General features: G+C 65.6%; 19 protein-coding genes. 8 read left to right on the forward strand and 11 right to left on the reverse strand.

From position 1 onward, the window contains the following. Positions 1–4 precede the first annotated feature (4 nt). Entirely contained in the window at positions 5–1,672 is a 1,668-nt protein-coding gene (locus BM353_RS03160; protein WP_092076576.1) for an acyl-CoA dehydrogenase family protein, read from the reverse strand. Between the two features lie 167 nt (positions 1,673–1,839). Here BM353_RS03160 and BM353_RS03165 point away from each other — a divergent pair, with 167 nt between their 5' ends. From BM353_RS03165 to BM353_RS03175, 3 genes are all read left to right on the forward strand, one after another. Beyond that, entirely contained in the window at positions 1,840–2,607 is a 768-nt protein-coding gene (locus BM353_RS03165) for a sulfite exporter TauE/SafE family protein (protein ID WP_092076578.1), read from the forward strand. 124 nt (positions 2,608–2,731) lie between these two features. Beyond that, on the forward strand, positions 2,732–3,310 hold the full coding sequence (locus tag BM353_RS03170) for a hypothetical protein (RefSeq protein ID WP_092077495.1): 579 nt from the start codon (positions 2,732–2,734) through the stop codon (positions 3,308–3,310). Between the two features lie 162 nt (positions 3,311–3,472). Then, positions 3,473–5,875, forward strand: coding sequence for a methyl-accepting chemotaxis protein (locus BM353_RS03175; protein WP_177220443.1), 2,403 nt, complete (start codon positions 3,473–3,475; stop codon positions 5,873–5,875). A gap of 83 nt (positions 5,876–5,958) precedes the next feature. Here BM353_RS03175 and BM353_RS17150 read toward each other — a convergent pair whose 3' ends face one another. The 9 genes from BM353_RS17150 to BM353_RS03215 all read right to left on the reverse strand — a co-directional run bounded on the left by BM353_RS17150 (position 5,959) and on the right by BM353_RS03215 (position 14,532). Then, positions 5,959–6,093 (reverse strand): hypothetical protein, encoded by a 135-nt coding sequence (locus BM353_RS17150; RefSeq protein ID WP_281248103.1) that lies wholly within the window; start codon positions 6,091–6,093, stop codon positions 5,959–5,961. A gap of 1 nt (position 6,094) precedes the next feature. Further along, on the reverse strand, positions 6,095–7,387 hold the full coding sequence (locus tag BM353_RS03180; protein ID WP_092076583.1) for a c-type cytochrome: 1,293 nt from the start codon (positions 7,385–7,387) through the stop codon (positions 6,095–6,097). Next, the gene (locus tag BM353_RS03185; RefSeq protein ID WP_092076586.1) at positions 7,384–8,601 is read right to left on the reverse strand and encodes a formate dehydrogenase subunit gamma; all 1,218 of its coding nucleotides are present in this window, start codon (positions 8,599–8,601) and stop codon (positions 7,384–7,386) included. The genes BM353_RS03180 and BM353_RS03185 overlap by 4 nt, the downstream gene beginning before the upstream one ends. A gap of 115 nt (positions 8,602–8,716) precedes the next feature. Continuing rightward, positions 8,717–9,310 (reverse strand): formate dehydrogenase FDH3 subunit beta, encoded by a 594-nt coding sequence (fdh3B, locus tag BM353_RS03190; RefSeq protein WP_092076588.1) that lies wholly within the window; start codon positions 9,308–9,310, stop codon positions 8,717–8,719. 14 nt (positions 9,311–9,324) lie between these two features. Then, entirely contained in the window at positions 9,325–12,303 is a 2,979-nt protein-coding gene (locus BM353_RS03195) for a formate dehydrogenase subunit alpha (RefSeq protein ID WP_092076590.1), read from the reverse strand. Positions 12,304–12,433: 130 nt separating this feature from the next. Beyond that, on the reverse strand, positions 12,434–12,625 hold the full coding sequence (locus BM353_RS03200; protein WP_092076592.1) for a ubiquinol-cytochrome c reductase iron-sulfur subunit N-terminal domain-containing protein: 192 nt from the start codon (positions 12,623–12,625) through the stop codon (positions 12,434–12,436). Then, complete coding sequence (locus BM353_RS03205) at positions 12,622–13,284, reverse strand: TorD/DmsD family molecular chaperone (protein WP_092076594.1); 663 nt, start codon at positions 13,282–13,284, stop codon at positions 12,622–12,624. Before BM353_RS03205 ends, BM353_RS03200 begins: the two co-directional genes overlap by 4 nt. 16 nt (positions 13,285–13,300) lie before the next feature. Beyond that, positions 13,301–13,978 carry a DUF3306 domain-containing protein gene (locus BM353_RS03210; protein ID WP_092076596.1) on the reverse strand — a complete coding sequence of 226 codons (678 nt, stop codon included), beginning with the start codon at positions 13,976–13,978 and terminating at the stop codon, positions 13,301–13,303. After that, entirely contained in the window at positions 13,975–14,532 is a 558-nt protein-coding gene (locus BM353_RS03215; RefSeq protein WP_092077497.1) for a DUF3305 domain-containing protein, read from the reverse strand. Before BM353_RS03215 ends, BM353_RS03210 begins: the two co-directional genes overlap by 4 nt. A gap of 342 nt (positions 14,533–14,874) precedes the next feature. Between BM353_RS03215 and BM353_RS03220 the strand changes: the two genes are divergently transcribed. After that, positions 14,875–16,830, forward strand: coding sequence for a 4Fe-4S binding protein (locus tag BM353_RS03220; protein WP_092076598.1), 1,956 nt, complete (start codon positions 14,875–14,877; stop codon positions 16,828–16,830). Here BM353_RS03220 and BM353_RS03225 read toward each other — a convergent pair. Further along, complete coding sequence (locus BM353_RS03225) at positions 16,824–17,594, reverse strand: c-type cytochrome (RefSeq protein ID WP_092076600.1); 771 nt, start codon at positions 17,592–17,594, stop codon at positions 16,824–16,826. The genes BM353_RS03220 and BM353_RS03225 overlap by 7 nt on opposite strands. A gap of 77 nt (positions 17,595–17,671) precedes the next feature. Here BM353_RS03225 and BM353_RS03230 point away from each other — a divergent pair, with 77 nt between their 5' ends. From BM353_RS03230 to BM353_RS03245, 4 genes are read left to right on the forward strand one after another with little or no spacing between them, the layout of a single operon-like run. Next, positions 17,672–17,866: a DUF6494 family protein gene (locus tag BM353_RS03230; RefSeq protein WP_092076602.1), complete on the forward strand. Its 195-nt coding sequence runs from the start codon at positions 17,672–17,674 to the stop codon at positions 17,864–17,866. A 1-nt stretch (position 17,867) separates the two neighbouring features. After that, the gene (locus BM353_RS03235) at positions 17,868–18,938 is read left to right on the forward strand and encodes an Mrp/NBP35 family ATP-binding protein (RefSeq protein ID WP_092076604.1); all 1,071 of its coding nucleotides are present in this window, start codon (positions 17,868–17,870) and stop codon (positions 18,936–18,938) included. After that, positions 18,935–19,651, forward strand: a complete 717-nt coding sequence (locus BM353_RS03240) for a biotin/lipoate--protein ligase family protein (RefSeq protein WP_092076606.1) — start codon at positions 18,935–18,937, stop codon at positions 19,649–19,651. The genes BM353_RS03235 and BM353_RS03240 overlap by 4 nt, the downstream gene beginning before the upstream one ends. After that, entirely contained in the window at positions 19,648–20,124 is a 477-nt protein-coding gene (locus BM353_RS03245; protein ID WP_092076608.1) for a DUF6505 family protein, read from the forward strand. Before BM353_RS03240 ends, BM353_RS03245 begins: the two co-directional genes overlap by 4 nt. Positions 20,125–20,154: the final 30 nt, after the last annotated feature.

Below are 20,154 nucleotides of genomic sequence, written 5' to 3' on the forward strand. Positions count from 1 at the left end.
CCCGTCACGCAAGCAGGCGTCGGGCGATGACCTGCGCCTGAATTTCCGCCGCGCCTTCGAAGATGTTGAGAATGCGGGCATCGCACAGGATTCGCGAAATGCGATATTCCAGTGCGAACCCGTTCCCCCCATGAATCTGCAAACCGTTGTCGGCCGCGGCCCAGGCAACGCGCGCGCCTAAAAGCTTGGCCATGCCCGCTTCGAGATCGCAGCGGTGGCCATTGTCCTTTTCCCAGGCCGAGAAATAGGTGAGTTGTCGCGCGATCATGATCTCGACGGCCATCATCGCGAGTTTGTTCGACACACGTGGAAAATGAATGAGGCTTTGCCCGAACTGTTTCCGGTCCAGCGCATATTGCAATGAGACATCCAGCGCCGATTGCGCCACGCCGATCGCCCGCGCCGCCGTCTGGATCCGGGCCGACTCAAACGTCTCCATGAGCTGCTTGAACCCCTTGCCTTCCTCACCGCCAAGCAAGTTGTCGCCCGCAACGCGGAAATTGTCGAAACCGAGCTCGAATTCCTTCATGCCGCGATAGCCCAGAACCTCGATCTCGCCGCCGGTCATGCCCTCGGTCGGAAAGGGATCGGCATCGGTGCCCGGCATTTTCTCGGCGAGAAACATGCTCAGCCCCCGGTGGTCCGTGCTCTCCGGGTCGGTTCGCGCAAGAAGGGTCATCACATGGGCGCGCGACGCGTGGGTGATCCAGGTCTTGTTGCCCGTCACGCGCCAATCCTCACCATCGCGAACCGCGCGCGTGCGCAACGCGCCAAGATCCGAACCGGTATTCGGCTCGGTAAACACCGCCGTCGGCAAAATCTCCGCCGCCGCGATCTTCGGCAGCCACGCAGTCTTCTGCGCCTCCGTCCCGCCGCAGAGGATCAGCTCGGCCGCGATTTCCGAGCGCGTCCCGAGCGAGCCCACGCCGATATACCCGCGCGAGAGCTCCTCCGAGACCACACACATCGCCGCCTTGGACAGTCCAAGCCCGCCCAGCTCTTCCGGAATCGTAAGGCCAAAAACCCCCATTTCGGCGAGCTCGTCGATGATTTCCATCGGAATCAACTCGTCCTTGAGGTGCCAGTCGTGGGCCTGCGGTTCGATCCGCTCCAGTGCATAGCGGCGAAATTGCGCGCGAATCATCTCAAGCTCGTCATCAAGCCCCGTCGCGCCGGGGGTAATTTCCGCCGCGCGTTCGACCATCAACTCGGCCAATCGGGTGCGGGCCTCTTGCGAATTGCCAGACCGAACAAGCGCCCCTGCGGCGCCTTCGTGCAATTCACTGGCATCGAGTCCAAGCTCTGACAGCCGGAAGATCTCCGTCTGGTTCATGGCGATACCGCCCGCGATCTGCGCCAGATATTCTCCGAACCCGATCTGGAGAATCAGCGCCTCCATCTCCGAGAATCTGCCCGCTTCATCGAGCCGCTGGGCCCAGGCGTGAAGCTGCCGCAGAGCCTCCACATAGGTCGCAAGCCACGCCACGCCGTGCGACGCGCTTTGATGCCGCTCCACCCCGCGCGAAGTTACCCGCCCGCCTTCGCTCACCAGATCACGAAGCGCGCTGCGGGCCGCCTCCAAAGACGCCGCCGCCGGTGCGATCGCCTGCCCGGTCATCTCCAACAGCCCGCTCATGTTGATCTGCGTGCCAGCGGCCCCATCCTGCGCCATGTCGCTCTCCTCGAAATCCCACCAAAGGCAATAAGGCCTTCGCAGTTGCAGCGCAACATAAATACGATTTTTGCACAATTATTTGCTGGATATTACCTTAAGAAATCCGTAGCGCCAGTTCGAACCACCACCTCGACAAGCCCCCACCGCATCGCCATAACCGCCCTATGGATATCCTCGCCGATCTTCTCAGCCCCCTCGCCCTGCTCATCGCGCTTGGGGTCGCGCTCTTCGCGGGTGTGATCAAGGGGCTGGTCGGCTTCGCGATGCCTATGATCATGATTTCTGGGCTTTCTAGTGTAATGGCGCCTGAGCTTGCCCTTGCCGCACTGATCGGCCCGACCCTGGTGACGAACCTGCTGCAGGCCTTCGGCGAGGGCTGGCGCGCCTTCGTCCAGACGGCAAAACGCTTCCGCATTTTCCTGCTGATGGGCCTCGTCATGCTCCTCCTCGCGGCCCAGCTTGTGAGCCTTCTGCCCCAGAACCTGCTGCTGCTCTTCATCGCCGTTCCGATCATTCTCTTCGCCGCGCTGCAGCTTGCGGGCGTTCCGCTCGTCTTGCGCCGCGCGACGCCGACGATCGAGGCCATCGTCGGCGCCTTCGCCGGGTTCATCGGTGGCCTGTCGGGCGTCTGGGGCCCGCCGACCGTGGCCTATCTCTCCGCGCTCAACACCGAAAAGCGCGAACACATCCGGACCCAGGGCGTCATCTACGGGCTCGGCGCCATCGCCCTCGTCTTTGCCCACATCGGCTCCGGCGTGCTCACCGCGAAAACCGCGCCGCTCTCGATCGTCATGATCCTCCCGGCGCTGGTCGGCATGTATGTGGGCCGCAAGCTGCAGGATCGAATCGATCAGGACACATTCCGCCGCGCGACCCTGCTGGTCCTGCTCATCGCAGGGATGAACCTCTTGCGCCGGGGCCTCTTCGCCTGAGGCCAGCGCCCGCAAAATTTAGACAATTTTAGGTATTCACTCTCCCCTAAGACCTCTGCCCTAACGTCCACTGCTACGTGCCAGGAGGGCGTTGGTGTCCCGCACGAGGTAGGAGATGAACATCATGAAGATCAAACTTTGCATCGCCGCGCTTGCGGCAGCTGTGACTGTGGCTGGCCATGCGCATGCCAATGACTTCGAGCCCGCACTGCGCGGCTACCTTGAGAACGAAATCCGCCAATGGTCGGGCGAGTCGATTCTCGTAAGCGCGATTCAGGCGCAAAACGCCAAGACGTCCGGCCTGAGCGAACCCGAGATCCTCGAGCTCGACAACACCTGGCGCAATGAGGTCGGCAACGGCAATTCCGAAATCATCAATCAGGTGCTCAACAACTCCGCGGCGGACTTCCTGCGCGGGGTCATCGAACAGTCCGGCGGTGTCGTGACCGAGGTGTTCCTGATGGACAGCGTCGGGCTCAATGTCGCCGCATCGGGCACCACGTCCGACTACTGGCAGGGTGACGAGGCCAAGCATTCCGAAACCTACGATGTCGGCCCCGACGCGGTCCACATCGGCGCCGTCGAATTCGACGAAAGCAGCCAGACGTTCCAGGCTCAGGTTTCGATCCCGATCAATGATCCGGCCACCAATATGCCAGTCGGCGCGCTGACGGTCGGCCTGAACGCCGAAGCGCTCTTCTGATCGACGCGCACCATTGAGAGAGAGGCACCGGATATGAGTACGTCCCAAGCAAAATCATCGGTTTTCAAGTCCGTATTTGTAAAATGCACAGCCCTGATTGCGTTAACGGCTGCGCTCATAGCTGTGTCTCTTTCCTATCAGGCGAGAAATACTGCCCGTGATGTGGCCCATCTCGGCTCGGAACAGCTCGCCAACAAGGTCGCCGGCCTGCTCGCCGGGCAGGTGTCCGGCGCCTTCCGGTTCGGCAAGCATGACACCGTTGTGCCCCTGCTGGAAGATACGCTCAAGAAATCGAATGGCAGTTTCACTGCGCTTCTCGGCGTGGATTCCTCGGGTGCGGTGGTCGCCAGCGCGGGCGCGATCGACACGCCCGCGGCACAGGAAGCCGCCGCCCTCGCTCAGGCTGCCGTGGCCGCAGGCGAGCGCCAAAGCAGTGCTGACCGTCAGACCGTGGCCTATCCGGTGAAAGTCGGGGACGGCGACGCCCTCGGCGCGGTCGCGATCGTGGCCACCACAGAGCCGATGCTCACCATTATTGCCGGGGATCTTCAGCGCTCCGGCATCATCGCGGCGATCATCCTGACTGCGGCCCTCGTCGGATCGGCGGTTCTGCTGCGGATCATGATTTCCAAGCCTCTCACCCGTGTCGGTGCCGCAATGCACTCAGTCGGGGAGGGCGATCTTGGAACGGAGGTTCCGCTCACCGGCCGCGGGGATGAAATCGGGGGCATTGCGCGCCAGCTTGACGCCTTCCGGCTTGATCTTCAGGCCGCTGAAGCCGCAAGCGCGGATGCGATCCGCAAGGGCGCCGGCTTCCAGAATTCTTCCGCCGCGATGGTCATGCTCGACACCGAAGGCACGGTCGAAGCCTCGAACCCCGCCGCTGCGGCCCTTTTGGGAGAAAAGCTCGGCCTTCTGGCCGATGCCAATGCCCTTGTCGGCATGAAATTCGCCTCGCTCAGTTCCTCCTTCGACGGCGTGATCAATGCAGCGTCCGGGCAGGAACACTCTCGCTCCGAGGTGGTCGAAAACGGCGTCAGCCTCGCGACCGAGATCAATACCGTGCGGACGCCCGAGGGCGAAATTGCGGGCATGGTCATCGAAATCGCCGACATCACCGAGGCCCGGATCAACGCATCGATCTTCGAAGCCATGGACGCCGAAAACGTCCGCGCGGCCTTTGACGAGACCGGCGCTTTCATTGAAAGCAACAGCAACTACGCCGATGTCATGGGCAGCCGCTCCAACTCCGGCCTCAGCGACATCGCGAGCTTCGAAGGCGCCTCCGGGGCGGACGTCATGTCGCGGCTCGGATCCGGCGAATCGCTCTTCGGTCGCTTTGAATTCGCAGGCGGTGCTGGCGAGTCGAAGATCATCGACGGCGCGCTTTGCGCGGTGAAAGATGCCTCGGGCAAGGTCTTCCGCATCGTGGCCACCGGCCGTGACGTGACCGCAGCCACCCGCGCGCTCGACGCGTCCAACGCCCGCGCCGAGAAGATGCAAAGCGAGCAGGCCACCGCCGTGAGCGGGATCCGCAAGGGGCTCGAAAACCTTTCCCGCGGTGACTTCACGGTGCGGATCGACGAGCCCTTCGCGCCGGACTACGAAACCCTGCGCTCAGACTTCAACGAAGCCATTTCGCTCATCGAAAACACCGTGATCTCGATCAATGAGCGCGCGGAAAACATCAACGGCGAGATTTCCAGCATCTCGGAAAGTTCCACGAACCTCTCCGAGCGCACCGAGAAACAGGCCTCGACGCTGGCCGAATCCGTCGCGGCGATCACCCAGATCTCCGCTGCGGTAACAACCGCCGCCGATGGGGCGCGCGAAGCCGAACGGCTCGTCGCGAGCGCCCGGTCGGATGCGGAAAACTCCGAGCAGGTCGTGGAGCAAGCCATCGACGCCGTGGGCAAGATCGAAGCCTCGTCGCAACGCATCTCCCAGATCGTCAGCGTGATCGACGACATCGCCTTCCAGACCAACCTCCTGGCCCTCAACGCCGGGGTCGAGGCGGCGCGGGCCGGTGACAGTGGCCGCGGCTTCGCGGTGGTCGCATCGGAGGTGCGCGAGCTTGCGCAACGGTCATCCAAGGCGGCGAAAGAGATTTCGGACGTGATCCAGAAATCCCGCGTCGACGTTGAGAATGGCGTCCAACTCGTCCGCCGCGCCGGTGATGCGCTGAACGAAATCGCGGGTTCGGTATCGCAGATTTCCGATCATGTGGGTGGCATCGCGACCAGTAGCAACGAGCAATCCGAGGGCTTGTCGCAGATCAGCGAAGCGATGAACCAGCTCGACTCGGTGACGCAGCACAACGTGGGCACCTTCGAGGAAACCGCCGCTGCGATCTCGGTGCTGTCGAACGAGACAACCGAGCTGAAACAGGCACTTGGCGGCTTCACGGTGAACTGGACAAGCCCCACGAGCACGCCCGTCGCCGCGGTCTCTGCCCATGTGCCCCACGCGGTCTCGCATACGGCCCCTGTCAAACAGGTGGCGAATGGCGCCCCGGTGCAAGAGTTCCACATGAACGACAGCGAAGAGGCCTGGGCCGACTTCTAGGCCCGAGCCCAGCTAAACCGCGCGCAAGCCAGCCCGTTCGGGCTGGCTTGTTCGCTTCACGCTGGCGTTTTTGCGTATCGCGCCTAGCCCTCGTCGCCGAGCCGCACCGCGTCGCTGCTGCCCTGTTCGGCGCTGCTGAAGCCAATTTCATGCAGGCCCAATCCGGCGATCACGCCAATCACGGCAATGGCAACGAAGGCCCCCAACATTGCTTTCATCTCAGTTCTCCTCTGGCCGCGTGGCGCGTTTGAGATAGTCGATCAGGTCAGCACGATCCGACCGTTCGACGATCCTTTGCATCGGCATCTTCGACCCTGGAATATAGTGTTCCGGACCGAGATCGAACAGCCCGTCGATGGTCTCTTCCGACCAGATGATGCCGGAGTCCAGCAACGTCTGGGAGTAGGTATAGCCCGGCACACTCGCGGCCGGACGCCCGAAAAGCGCATGCAGCGACGGCCCCGCGCGGCGGGAGGGGCCGGGCGTCACCTCATGGCAGATCGAGCATTTGCGCATGAACTGCCGCTCGCCGTTTCCCATGCTGTCCGGATCGCGCAGGAAGGACTGTTCCTCGGGGGCGTCCGGTTCGAACGCGTCGAGCCCGGTCAGCGGCCAGGAATAGATGACATCCTCGATCCCCGCTGCGAGCAGGGCCTCGCCCCCCTCCGCCCAACCGAGAGCCCAGATCGGGCCGCGGAGGGCCGCGCGGAAGTCGTGAACAACGCGCCAGGTGGCGGTGTCGAGAACCATGATGAAACCGTCCCCGTCGCCCACTGCAAGACGGGTCTCATCCGGGTTCAGCGCCATCGCGAGGATCGGGCGTCGGTCGAGCGTCATGTCCGCAAGGACGGCCCCGGAGACCGGATCGATCACCTTGGTCACCCCGTCGACCGCGCCGAAGGCGAGCCAGTTGCCGGAGACCGGCAGCGCGAGCGTGTTGATCCCGAAGCCGTTACTCAGGATCACCCGCGCGTCGCCGGTCGCGAGGGACCAGTGGCGCAGCGTGCCATCCGCCGAGACCGAGTAGAGCCCCGCGCCGTCCGGCGTGAAGGCCACGTCGTTCACTGCGCCGTCGTGGTCCTCAAGGTACCCCTGCAACACGCCGCCTCTGGTCCAGAGCCCGATCCGCCCATCCCAGCTTGCCGAGGCGATCCGCGCGCCGCTCGGGGAAACCGCGACCGAAGCAACCTTGCCCGCGTGGCCATCCATTCGAAGCGGCCGGTCCGATCCGAGATCCCAGAGTCGCAGGGAAAAGTCGTCTCCGCCGGTGACGAGGCGGCGCTCATCGATCCAGGCCGCGCTCATGACTGCAGCGTCGTGCGCCTCCAGCCAACGGGGCACGCCCCCCTGCCAGAGGCCAACCGAATTGTCGAAACTCGCACTCGCGATCTGGTCGGAGGGGCCGTGCACGGCGATGTCCATGATCGGGCCGCCATGGCCCTTGAGCGTCTGAAAGCCCTCCGCCGCCAAGGGGCCGGCGACGACGCAGAAGAGCAGCGCCGCGCGGATCATTCGGCGGGTGTGGCGGCCCTTTCGCCCGTCGCCGCTTCGGTTTGCTTGACCTCTTCGAGCCACAAGCTGTGGTGTTCGCGCGCCCATTGTTCCTCGACCTCGCCACTGCCCATCGCGTCGAAGGCCCCCTCCATGCCGAGGGTCCCGATGTAGATATGCGCGATGATGATCGCCATGAGGACAAAGCCGACGATCGCATGCCAAAGTTGGGACAGCTGCATTTCCTGATGCGGCGCGAGAACGGTCGGCAACGGGTCCATCCCGAAGAGCGCGGGCAGCCCGAAGGCGTTGGCCTTTTCGAAGGTCGCCGCGAACATGGGAAACTCGAACGGGAAGAGCAGCGAGAGGCCGGAGACGGAAATCGAGGCGCCGAAGAGAATTACGGACCAGAAGATGATCTTTTGACCGAAGTTGAATTTCTTGGCCGGCGGATGACCGTGGCCGATGAAACCGCCGCCCTGGCGGATCCAGGCGAGGTCCGTCCTGTTGGGGATATTGTGGATCACCCAGAGGATGAAAATCGACAGCAGCGCGACCATGAAGGCCCAGGAGACGTTGTTGTGGATCCACTTGCTGGCGATGGCGAGCGTCGAAAACGCCTCATGGCCGAAGAGCGGGATGAGGACCTTGCGGCCAAAGAGCGAGAGCAGCCCGGTCAGGGCGAGCAGGATGAAGGAACCGGCGAGCACCCAGTGGGAGAACCGCTCGAAGGCGCCGAAACGCTTGACCGTCCGGCCGGTTTTTTCGCCCTCGATGCGAATGCGCCCGCGAATGAGGTAGAAGACCGCGAGCAGGACGATCGTCCCGCCGAGGAGGAGCGCGCCGTATCGTGCGAGCGGCCCCTCGCGGAACTGGAGCCAGGCCATGCCGCCGTCCTGAATGAGCACATCGGCAGCGGGCCCGCGCGCCTGGGTGGTGATGTCGAGGGCGTTGTAACGCATGCCGCGCCAGAGATCGGCGTCGGATTGGCCCCCGAGCGTACCGAGGCCGGGAGCATAGTCGGAGGGTGGCGCGTCTTCGTCGCCGAATTCGCGGCGATAGCTGTCATCCACTTCGAGCCCTTCCTGCCGCCGCAGGATGTCCTCCAACGTCGTGGCTCCGCCGGTGTCTGTCCGGTCGATCGGGGGCAGGTCGGCGTCTTGCGCGGCAAGGCCCGTCGCGAGGGGCGCTGCGAACAGGACGGTGAGCATCAGGGCGAGGACATGGCGGATCATGACGTTCTCCGGGGGAAGGTCAAAGGGGTCGGGTCGATGGCGTATGGCGACGACCGGTCCGGGCGGGATCGGGGCGACAGAGGTGCCGCCCCGGTCTCTTCAAGGGTCGCGGCGGTCAGCCGCCCTTCTGGTCATAGGCGGTGCCCCAGCCCCAGGCGCCGGAGCCGAAGCCGCGGGCGACAACGCGTTCGCGGTAGATCGCCGAGACGACATCGCCGTCGCCGGCGAGCAGCGCTTTGGTGGAGCACATCTCGGCGCAGATCGGCAGCTTGCCTTCCGCGATCCGGTTGCGGCCGTATTTGGCGAACTCCGCCGAAGAGTGGTTCTCCTCGGGGCCGCCGGCGCAGAAGGTGCATTTGTCCATCTTGCCGCGTGAGCCGAAGTTGCCCGCTTGCGGATACTGCGGCGCGCCGAAGGGGCAGGCGTAGAAGCAGTAGCCGCAACCGATGCAGAGGTCCTTCGAGTGAAGCACCACGCCGTCGGCGGTCTGGTAGAAACAGTCCACCGGGCAGACCGCCATACAAGGCGCGTCGGAGCAGTGCATGCAGGCGACCGAGATCGACCGCTCGCCGGGCTTGCCATCCTCGATGGTTACCACCCGGCGCCGGTTGATGCCCCAAGGCACCTCGTGCTCGTTTTTACAGGCCGTCACGCAGGCATTGCATTCGATGCAGCGTTCGGCGTCGCAGAGAAATTTAGCTCGTGCCATGTTCTATCTCCTCCTTACGCTGGCATGATCTTGCAGAGAGTGGCTTTGGTCTCCTGCATCTGGGTGACCGAATCGTAGCCGTAGGTCTGGGCGGTGTTGGTCGATTCACCCAAGACATACGGATCCGCCCCGTCAGGATATTTGGACCTCAGATCCGCCCCTTCGAAATGGCCGCCGAAGTGGAAGGGCATGAAGGCCACGCCCGCGCCCACGCGCTCGGTCACCATCGCCATGACCTTGACCTTGCCGCCCTCGGGCCCTTCGACCCAGACTTGCGCCCCGTCGCGGACGCCGAGGTTGTTGGCATCGCGCGGGTTGATCTCGACGAACATGTCCTGCTGCAATTCGGCCAGCCACGGGTTGGAGCGCGTCTCATCGCCCCCGCCCTCGTATTCGACAAGCCGCCCGGAGGTCAGGATCATCGGGTACTCTTCGCTGAAGTCGTTCTTCTGGATCGAGGCATAGAGCGTCGGCACGCGCCAGAAGGTCTTGTCCTCGTAAGTCGGATAATCCGCAACCAGATCGCGACGGTTGGAGTAGAGCGGCTCGCGGTGGACCGGCACCGGATCGGGGAAGGTCCAGACCACGGCGCGGGCCTTGGCGTTGCCGAAGGGCGCGCACCCATGGGCGATCGCGACCCGCTGGATCCCGCCCGAGAGGTCGGTCTTCCAGTTCACGCCGCCGACGCGATCGACATAATCGGACGGATAAGGCCCGGTCTGCGACTGCTCGCCGACTTCCGTTGCCGTGCTCGGCCGCTCGTCGATGTAGCCCGCGACATATTCGATCATACGCCGCTCATAGGCCGTCAGATCGCTGTCCCAGCCGAGATCGATGAGCATCTGCATGGTGAATTCGGGATAGCCATCCTGGATTTCCGAGCCCACGGAATAGACCCCATCGGCCAGCAGATTGTCGCCATCGCGCTCCACGCCGAACCGGGCGCGGAAGGTCAGGCCGCCTTCGGCCACGGGCAGCGACATGTCGTAGAGGTTGGCCGTCCCGGGGTGGTTCATCCCGGCGGTGCCCCAGCTCGGCCAGGGCAGACCGTAGTAATCGCCATCGGCCGGACCGCCATTCGCGCGCAGCGTCGTGCGGTCGAAGGTGTGCTGGTTTTCCATATGGAGCTTGAGCCGTTCCGGGCTCTGGCCGGTGTAGCCGATCGTCCACATGCCGCGGTTGAACTCGCGGGTGATGTCTTCGACGTTGGGCTCCTCCCCATCCATTTCGATGTTGCGGAAGAGGCGATCTTCAAAGCCGAACTTCTGGGCGAATTTCGCGATGATCGTATGATCCGGCAAGCTCTCGAAGAGCGGATCCACCACCTGATCGCGCCACTGCAGCGACCGGTTGGAGGCGGTCACGGACCCGCGCGTTTCGAACTGGGTTGCCGCGGGCAGAAGGTAGACACCGTCCGTTCGGTCATGCAGCACCGCCGAGACGGTGGGATAGGGATCGACGACCACGAGGAGATCGAGTTTCTCCATCGCCGTCTTCATTTCCTTCATCCGCGTCTGCGAGTTGGGCGCGTGGCCCCAGAGCACCATGGCGCGGGTGTTGTCGGGCTGTTCGAGGTTCTCGCGTTCCTCCAGCACCCCGTCGATCCAACGGCTCACCGGGATGCCGGTGACATTCATCATGTCCTTGTCGTCGGCCCCCTCGACCGAGAGCGTCGCGAAACGACCCTTCAGCCAGTCGAGATCCTCTTCCCAGACCCGCGCCCAGTGGGCCCAGGAACCGGCGGAAAGCCCGTAGTAGCCCGGCAGCGTATCGGCGAGAACGCCGAGGTCCGTCGCGCCCTGCACGTTGTCATGGCCGCGGAAGATGTTGGTGCCGCCGCCGGCTGTGCCCATGTTGCCGAGCGCCAATTGCAGGATGCAGTAGGCCCGAGTGTTGTTGTTGCCGTTGGTGTGCTGGGTCCCGCCCATACACCAGATCACGGTCCCGGGGCGGTTGTTGGCAAGCGTCCGGGCGACGCGTTCGAGCTGGCTGCCCGGCGTGCCGGTCACGCGCTCAACCTCGTCAGGCGTCCATTTCGCGACTTCTTCGCGGATCTGATCCATCCCCCAGACGCGGGTGCGGATGAACTCCTTGTCCTCCCAGCCGTTCTGGAAAATGTGCCACAGGATGCCCCAGACGAGCGCAACATCCGAGCCGGGCCGGAAGCGCACATATTCATCGGCATGGGCCGCGGTGCGCGTGAAGCGCGGGTCGCAGACGATGAGCGGCGCGTTGTTCTGCTCCTTGGCGCGCAGCACGTGCAGGAGAGAAACCGGGTGCGCCTCGGCCGGGTTGCCGCCGATGATGAAGATCGCGCGGGATTTATGGATGTCGTTGTAGGAGTTGGTCATGGCGCCGTAGCCCCATGTGTTGGCAACGCCCGCAACGGTGGTCGAGTGGCAGATCCGCGCCTGGTGGTCGACGTTGTTCGTGCCCCAGTAGGCTGCGAATTTGCGGAAGAGATAGGCCTGTTCGTTGGAGTGCTTGGCCGAGCCGAGCCAGTAGACGCTGTCCGGCCCGCTTTCCTCGCGGATCGAGAGCATCTGGTCGCCGATCTCGTTGATCGCCTCATCCCACGAGACGCGGACCCATTCGCCGCCGACCATCTTCATCGGGTATTTCAGACGCCGTTCGCCATGCGCGTGCTCGCGGACCGAGGCGCCCTTGGCGCAGTGCGAGCCGAGGTTGAAGGGGCTGTCCCAGCCGGGCTCCTGCCCGATCCAGACGCCGTCCGACACTTCGGCCACCACGGTGCAGCCTACGGAGCAGTGGGTGCAGACCGACTTGATCGTCTCGACGGCGTTGGCCGCCGCGGTCTGGGCGGTGGCTTGCGTCACGGTCCCGCCGGTGGCGCTGATCGCGGCAAGCCCGCCGATCGCGAGGCCCGAGCCGCGCAGGAAAGCGCGCCGGTCAACCGTCGTGCGGGCGCTGTCGTTGAGCATGCGGGTCCGCTGAGGCCGCCGCGTTGCGGTGGATGTCTTTTTTCTCAGCATTGTCTGTCCTCCCTGGCCTGCGTCGCTTGGCGCGCAACGCGTGCTTGGTGTCGTCTGCGGCGTATCTCACGCGGCACGGGTTTCATCGTCTCGGCGCCCGGCAACCGGGCGCGTCGCATCACTTGTCCGCTCAGAACCGCGCGGTTTCGAAATAGGCGCGTGTGTGTTCGGTGTCCTGCATCCGGTCGGACGAGGGATCGACCACGCTTGCCTCGGCTTGCGTTCCGCTGACGGCAACGGCGGCCACGGCCGCGGGGGCCGAAACCGATGCGAGTTTGAGAAAATCTCGACGGCTTGCGGATTTCTCCGGTGTCTCCTTCATGACGGCATACCTTCCCTGCTGTCGGCGCGCGTGGCGCCACCTTGTGCGGATGTCTCCGCGATCATTCGAAAGCCCTCGGCCTCGATCTCCATGAACACCCGGCCAACCTCGCCCACCGCCGCATAGAAATCGGCATTGCGGGCGTCGGTCAGGTCCTTGAAGAAATGGCCGGCCCAGGGGGCGATGTGGCGGGCGAAAAACGCCTTCTGCGCTTCCGCGCCTGCCGGCGCGCCGAAGCGGCCGACGATCATCCCCGCCATCATTTCCATGAGCGAGGCGATGTTGTCTTCGGGCTCGAACACGTTGGGCGCGCGGCTAATACCCTGCGCGGCCATGTCGCGCCGCAAGAGAGCGAGCGGTTTTTCGTTGAGGAACCCGGTGAGATAATAGCTGGCATAGGGCAGAAGCTCGCCCCGGCCGAGCCCGATGAAGAGCGCGTTGAACTCGCGCGGCAGCGCCTTGAGGCTGCGCCCACGCGCCTTGCCGGCGAGCGCGGTGATGGCCTGACCAAGCGCGCTGTCATCCCCCGAGAGTCCGGCGGTCTGATCGAGGACCATCCGATCCGGCGGGGCCGACAGCAGCAGGCCCAGAAAGTTATAGAGATCCGCCCGGAGGCGCTCCTCTTCGTCGATGATCGGGCTGGCGGTCTGCTGGCTCATGGAAACGTCTCGCCCCCTATCCCTGCCCTGCGGCGCTTGGCGCGGCAGGATCGTTGAACGTAAAGCGCATTGTCCGGCGGCGCGGCGCGGGCGCGTCTGGCTCCGCGTCAACCTCTGCGTCGGGCTCTGCCGTTGGCGCGACTTCTGCGCGCGGCGCAGGCTCCGCGTCGCCGGGGTCGCCCTGGGCCGCCTCGCCTTGAGCATACGCCAAAATTTCATCCGTGTCGCCCGCGTCCAGATCCGCGTCCGCGGCCGCTTCGGGCAAACTGGCGCGCTCTGCCTGTTCGGCCAAGGCCTTCACATGGGCGAGAAGCCCCTCGCCGACGCGGTAACTTGTGCGGACCGCATCGCCCATCAACTCGGCCGTGCGGTAATCCTCGTCATAGTCATTGAGCCCGTCGAGATTGGCCAGAACGGGGTTCACCCGCCAGAGCCGCCGCATCGCCCGCCGCCGCAGCCGCCCGGGCAGTTTGGCCGTCAGGAATTCGCGCAACTCCTCGCTGCTGGTCAGCGTCTCGGGATCGGGCAGGTCGAGCTCCGCGAGCACCTCCTCGTCGGATTTGCCCTCCAGCGCGCGCTCTTCGGCCTCAACCTCCGCGTCATGGGCGGCGACGGTCTCGCGCCGAACCTCTGCTTCGGTCTCCTGCCGGACCCGCGCCTTGCGGCGTGACCAGAAATCGCCCTCCTGCTTCATTGCAGGCGCCCCTTCTGGCCCGCACGCAACAGGGTGGGCGAGCGATAGACGTCCGAGATCTGGGCGATGCGCGGATCGCCAATGCCGTCTTCGCGAAGGTCAATCCGCCGCTTGTCCCGGCGCCGCTTCTTGAACGGCTCGAACGCCTCATGGGCCATCACGAAATTCTCGACCCAGTCGCGCACGACGGGCGGCATCGGGACTTTCTCGACGATCTCTTCCCCGCTGTCGCAATAATCCTGCGCCTCGAAGGGAGACGCGGTCACGAGGGTAAGCTCAAGCGGCCCGGCCCCGGGCTGGCCCGGCTGCGGTTCGCGCATCACGACAAAGAGCGAGGGCTCACGCGTTGCGAGATTCTCGGCATAGGCTTCGCAATCGCTGCGAAAAAGCTCCACGCGGCGCGTGCCGGCGTGAAACTCGGTCACCTCGCCCTCGCGGCGCATGACATGCCAATCCGCCGGTCCGGCGCCGGGCAAAAGCGCCACAGCGCGCCAAACCCACTTCGCCCAACGGGTCACACCCGGCGATTGCCGAATGACAACGCCGATGTCCATTGCCTCGATTTTTCGCGCCTCTTGGGCCACGGAGCCTCCCCGGCCTTGATATCGTTTATCTTCGCCCAATGGTGGAGCAAATCTCGCGATTATCCAAGCAAAATTCTGCAGGATCAGTAATTTCCGGTGAACGAAAAACATAATGAAAACAGTCGGGAATAGGGCGGCGGACAGATCGGAGACGCCGCGGGCCCCTTGCGCGCACGCTCCACCACGGGTTGCGCAACGGCAGGATTGTGCAAACGTTTTCTGAGTTTACCTCGCTTTCGATCCTGCATAGCATGGGCGGCAAGCCAAGGATCACAGCCGCCCGCCCTCCGGCGCGACTGTCAGGGGAGCCGGATGCCCAAGCGACTCATACTTTGCAATTGCCTCGACTCGCAGGCGATAGACGCCGCGGCGCTCGAAACAGCCACCAGCCTGCCCTGTTCGAAGGTGTATCGCCATCTCTGCGGCGCGCAGACCGACGTGGCCGCCGAGGCGATCGAAGCGGGTGACGCGATCATCTGCTGCGGGCAGGAACAGGCGCGATTCGAAGAGCTGGCCGAGGAGATCGGCGCCGAGGCGCCTGAGTTCCTCGACCTGCGCGACCGCGCGGGCTGGACGGAAGATACCGCCGATACCGCGCCGAAGATGGCCGCCCTTGCCGCCGAGGGGATGCTTGAGGCGCCGGTCGCGCGCTCGGTCGATGTGATCTCCGAAGGGATCTGCCTGATCTTCGGGAGTGATTCCCACGCGCTCGACCTCGCCGCGCAACTTGCGTCACATCTGAGCGTGACAGTGCTGCTGTCGGACCCGGAGGCGCTGCCGGTCGGCGCGGAGTTCGATCTTCTCGTGGGCCGGATGCGCGCGATCAACGGCGCGCTTGGCGGGTTCAAGGTCGCGATCGACGGGCTGCAACAGATCATCCCGGGCGGGCGCGGTGCGCCGGTGCTCTCGCCGCCGCGCGACGGCGGGCACTCGGACTGTGATATCGTCATCGATCTGGGGCGCGAGCGGGCCTTCGTCCCCGCCCCGGAAAAGCGCGAAGGTTACCTCAGGGCCGATCCCGGGCGGCCCGGGGCGCTGACCGAGCTGGCTCTGGAGGCAGTGCAACTCACCGGCACCTTCGAAAAACCGCTCTACGTGCGGACCGAGCCGCTGCTGTGCGCCCATTCCCGCGCGGGCCAGACGGCCTGTAGCAACTGTCTCGACATCTGCCCCACCGGGGCGATCACGCCGGCGGGCGAGCATGTCACGGTCGATCCGATGATCTGCGCGGGCTGCGGCGCGTGCAGCGCGGTCTGCCCGTCCGGCGCGATCAGCTACGACGCGCCGCCCGTGGACCTGATCTTCCGCCGGTTGCGCACACTTGGCGAGGCCTTCCGCAAGGCCGGCGGCGCGGCGCCGCGCCTGCTGGTCACCGATGCCACCCACGGGCCCGAGATGATCCGTTTCGCCGCGCGCTACGGGCGGGGCCTGCCCGCCGATGTGATTCCGATGGAGGTCACGGCGATTGGCGGCTTCGGCCATGCCGAAATGATGGCCGCGCTGGCCTGCGGCTTTGCCGCGGTGGATGTCCTTCTGCCGCCACGGGCCGAACGCGAGGCGCCGATCCGCGAGCTGGCACTGGCCGAATCTCTTGCCGGACCGGGGCGGCTGCGGCTGCTGGACCTCACCGACCCGGACGCGCTGAGCGATGCGCTTTTCGACCGCCCCGTCCCCGCCCCCGTCTCCCGGCCCGTCCTGCCGATGGGCACGCGCCGCCAGGTCACGCGGCTCGCCGCCAAGGCCGTCGCCCCCGAGGCCGAGCAGCTCCCCCTCCCCGAGGGCGCGCCCTATGGCGCGGTGCTGGTCGATACCGAGGCCTGCACCCTGTGCCTTGCCTGTGTCTCGCTCTGCCCCTCCGGCGCGCTCGGCGACAACCCCGACAAGCCGCAGTTGCTGTTTCAGGAGGACGCCTGCCTGCAATGCGGCCTCTGCGCCACGATCTGCCCCGAGGATGCGATCGCGCTGGAGCCGCGGATGGACCTCACCGACGCGGCCTTCTCACAGCGCGTGCTGAATGAGGAAGAGCCCTTCGCCTGCATCGAATGCGGCGCGCTCTTCGGCGTTGCCTCCACGGTGGAGCGCATCCTCGACAAGCTCGCCGGCAAGCATAGCATGTTCGGCACGAGCGACACCTCGCGGCTGATCCAGATGTGCGACGATTGCCGCATCAAGACCCAGTATCACAGCACCGCCGCACCGCTCTCGGGCGGCGAGCGCCCCCGTCCGCGCACCACCGACGATTACCTCTCGGCCCGCAAGGATCACTGAACTTGCAACGGAGCGCCAAGATCGGGTGGGGTCATCCCCGCCACATAGGCCAGAATCGCGCCGAGATCCTCCACGGTGATCTCCAGCGGGACGATCGGCGGCGGCAGGTCGATGGCGAAAGGCGCCGTCACGGAGGGGATCTGGGTGAAAGCGGGATGCGGGTTGCGCGCGAAGAACCCGGCGAACCGCTCTTCCCAATCGGGCAGGCCCCGCAGAATCTCGAACGAGGGCGTCGAGCCGAGCGCGTTGAGCCGGTCCGCCCGATCGACCACGTGGCAGCGGCCGCAATGGGTCAGGGCAAGCGCGCGCCCGGCCTCGGCGTCGCCGTCGATGACCTCCTCCGCCCGGGCCACGCGGCGCAAGGCCGGCGGGACATAGAGCGTCACGCCATCGACGGTGTAGGCCGCGAGCGCGCGGTGGCCGGCCTCGGAGGCGAGCCAGTCGCGAAAGCGCGCGACGCCGCCGTGATCGGGCGCCATTGCGGCGAGGTGCCATGTTCCGGCGGGGCCGGTGAAGACCGCGGGGCCCTCCGGCGCGAGCCGAAGCGCGGCCTCGGCCGCCTCACCCTCCGGCACCACGCTCACGCGGGTGGCCATCTTCAGCGAAAACCGGGGCAGGAGGTGGCTCAGCAGCCCGCTGCCCTCCAGAGCGGCGGGCACGGCGAGGCGGAAATCCCGCTCGCTTGCGGCCGCACAGGGCGCGGCGACGACAAGCCACAGCAGGACGGCCGCAAGGCGTTTGAACTGCGCGGGCCAACAGATCATAGTGCAGCCTAGAGCGGGCCAGGGGCACGCGTCAACGCCGGGACACGGGACCGGCGCAACCGAAAGGACGACACGCCATGAGCGACGATTTCAACATGTCGATGCGGAAGTTTCTCAAGCAGGTGGGAGTCACCTCGCAGCAGAAGATCGAAGAGGCGATGCGCGCCAAGGGCGAGACCGGGGGCAAGAGTTTCGAGGCCAAGGTCGTGCTGACGGTGGACGGGCTCGATCTTGAGCATGTGGTGACCGGCAAGATCGCGGGGCAGGACTGACGTGACCGTCAAACGAGAAGATGTGCTCGCGGCGCTGAAGGACATCACCGATCCGGTCAGCGGATCGGACATCGTCGCCGCGGGGATCGTGCGGGCGCTCAATGTCGATGACGCCGGCAACACCCGGTTCGTGCTCGAGATCGACCCGGCCAAGGCCGAGGCGATGGAATCGGTGCGCGCAGAGGCCGAAGCCCGCACCAGGGCGCTGGAGGGCGTCGGCTCTGTCTCGGTCGTCATGACCGCCCATGCCACGCCCAAGTCTCCGCCGGATCTCAAACCGCGCAAGAAGGCCGAGCCGCAGGGGCCGCAGAAGATCCCCGGCGTGGCGCATATCGTCGCCATCGCCTCGGGCAAGGGCGGGGTCGGGAAATCAACCGTGTCGGCCAACCTCGCCTGTGCGCTCGCCGCCGAGGGCAAGCGCGTTGGGCTTCTGGATGCCGATGTCTACGGCCCGTCGCAGCCGCGGATGCTCGGGGTCTCGGGCCGCCCGGCGAGCCCGGATGGCAAGACGATTCTGCCGCTGCGCAACCACGGGGTGACGATGATGTCGCTCGGGCTCATGGTCAACGAGGGTCAGGCCGTCGTCTGGCGCGGCCCGATGCTGATCGGCGCGTTGCAACAGATGTTGATGCAGGTGCAGTGGGGCGAGCTTGATGTGCTGCTGGTGGACCTTCCGCCGGGGACGGGCGACGTGGGGATGACGCTGGCGCAGAAGGCCCAGATCGACGGGGCGGTGATCGTCTCGACGCCGCAGGACGTGGCGCTGATCGACGCGCGCAAGGGCATCGACATGTTCAACCAGCTGGGGACGCCGATCCTCGGGATGATCGAGAACATGAGCACGCATATCTGCTCCAACTGTGGCCACGAGGAGCACATTTTCGGCCATGGTGGCGTCGCGCGGGAGGCCGAGACCATCGGCGCGCCGCTGCTGGGGGAGATCCCGCTGCATCTCGACATCCGGACCGCGGCCGATGGCGGCGCGCCGATCGTCGTCTCCAACCCCGACAGCCCGCAGGCCAAGGCCTTCCGCGACATCGCGCTCAAGCTGGTGGCGATGGGCGTCGTATGAGCCAGCCCGCGCCGCAGTTTCCGCCCCTGTTTCACGGGCACGAGGTCGCGCGCGGGGCCGACCCCTTTGCCGCGGCGCGGGATGCGGCGGCGCAGGGGTGCGAGGCGGGGCTTGTCACCTATGGCGGGGCGGCGGGGCGGCTCGAGGCCGCGCTGGTGCTTGCGCCGGATGTGCCGCTGGGCGAGGCGGCCGCGATGCTCCCGGTGGCGGGGATCGGGTTTCAAAACGCGCTTGGCGCGCTGTCCCCGCCGGAGGTTGCGGTGCACCTTGAGTGGGCCGGGGCGATTCGCATCAACGGCGCGCGCTGCGGCGGGCTCCGGCTCTGGTCCGACACGCGGGAGGCCGAAGCGATCCCCGGCTGGCTGGTCATCGGCCTCACGCTCGATATCCTGCCGCAGAGCCCGGACCAGGGCGGCGAGGACCCCGACCGCACCGCGCTTCACGCGGAAGGCTGCGGCGACGTGGACCCGCTGGCGCTTCTCGAAGCCTGGATCCGGCACAGCTACCTGTGGCTGTCTCGCTGGGACGCCGGGGAAGTCCGCGCCGTTCACGATCAATGGACGGGGCTCCTGCACGGGCTTTCGGAGACTGTCACGCAATCCGGGCGATCCGGAACATTCCTCGGGATCGACGAGCGCTTTGCGATGCTTCTGCGCGACGCGGAGCGAACCCACAGCATCCCCCTCACCGAGCTTCTGGAGGAAGCGACATGAAACTGGCGCGTGCGATCCATTTTGACGAAAGCGACACGCGGGTGTTCCACATTCACGCCCGGACGGGGGAATGGTGCATCTCTGGCGGGTTCGAGTTTTCCGACTGGGGCGAGGCCGATCTGGAGGGCAAGGCGCGGCAGGCCTTTGCCAACGGCTGGCTCGGGCTGGAGACCTTCGGGCGCGTGACCTTCGTTGCGGTGACACAGATCGAAGGGGCGGAGTTCGACGAGCTGGTCGATGCGCTGGCGGCGCATTTCGTCTCGCATTACGGCGCGCCGGATATCGCGGCCGCACGCCCCGTGGCGCGGGACGAGCTCGGCTACATGGTCGAGCTATGCGCCGATCATGACCCGAACACCTTGCTGACCGTGGCCCGCGAGCTCACGCAAAGCGGTGTGCGGGAGAGCTTCCGTGCGATCGAGCCGAGCGATGCCGGGCTGGAACAATTCGCCATCCATGGCGAATTGAGCTGAGCCATTTGGTCCAGATGCGCGCCTTGCGGC

Origin of the sequence: Poseidonocella sedimentorum, from assembly GCF_900116005.1 — a bacterium.
Taxonomy (GTDB): domain Bacteria; phylum Pseudomonadota; class Alphaproteobacteria; order Rhodobacterales; family Rhodobacteraceae; genus Poseidonocella; species Poseidonocella sedimentorum.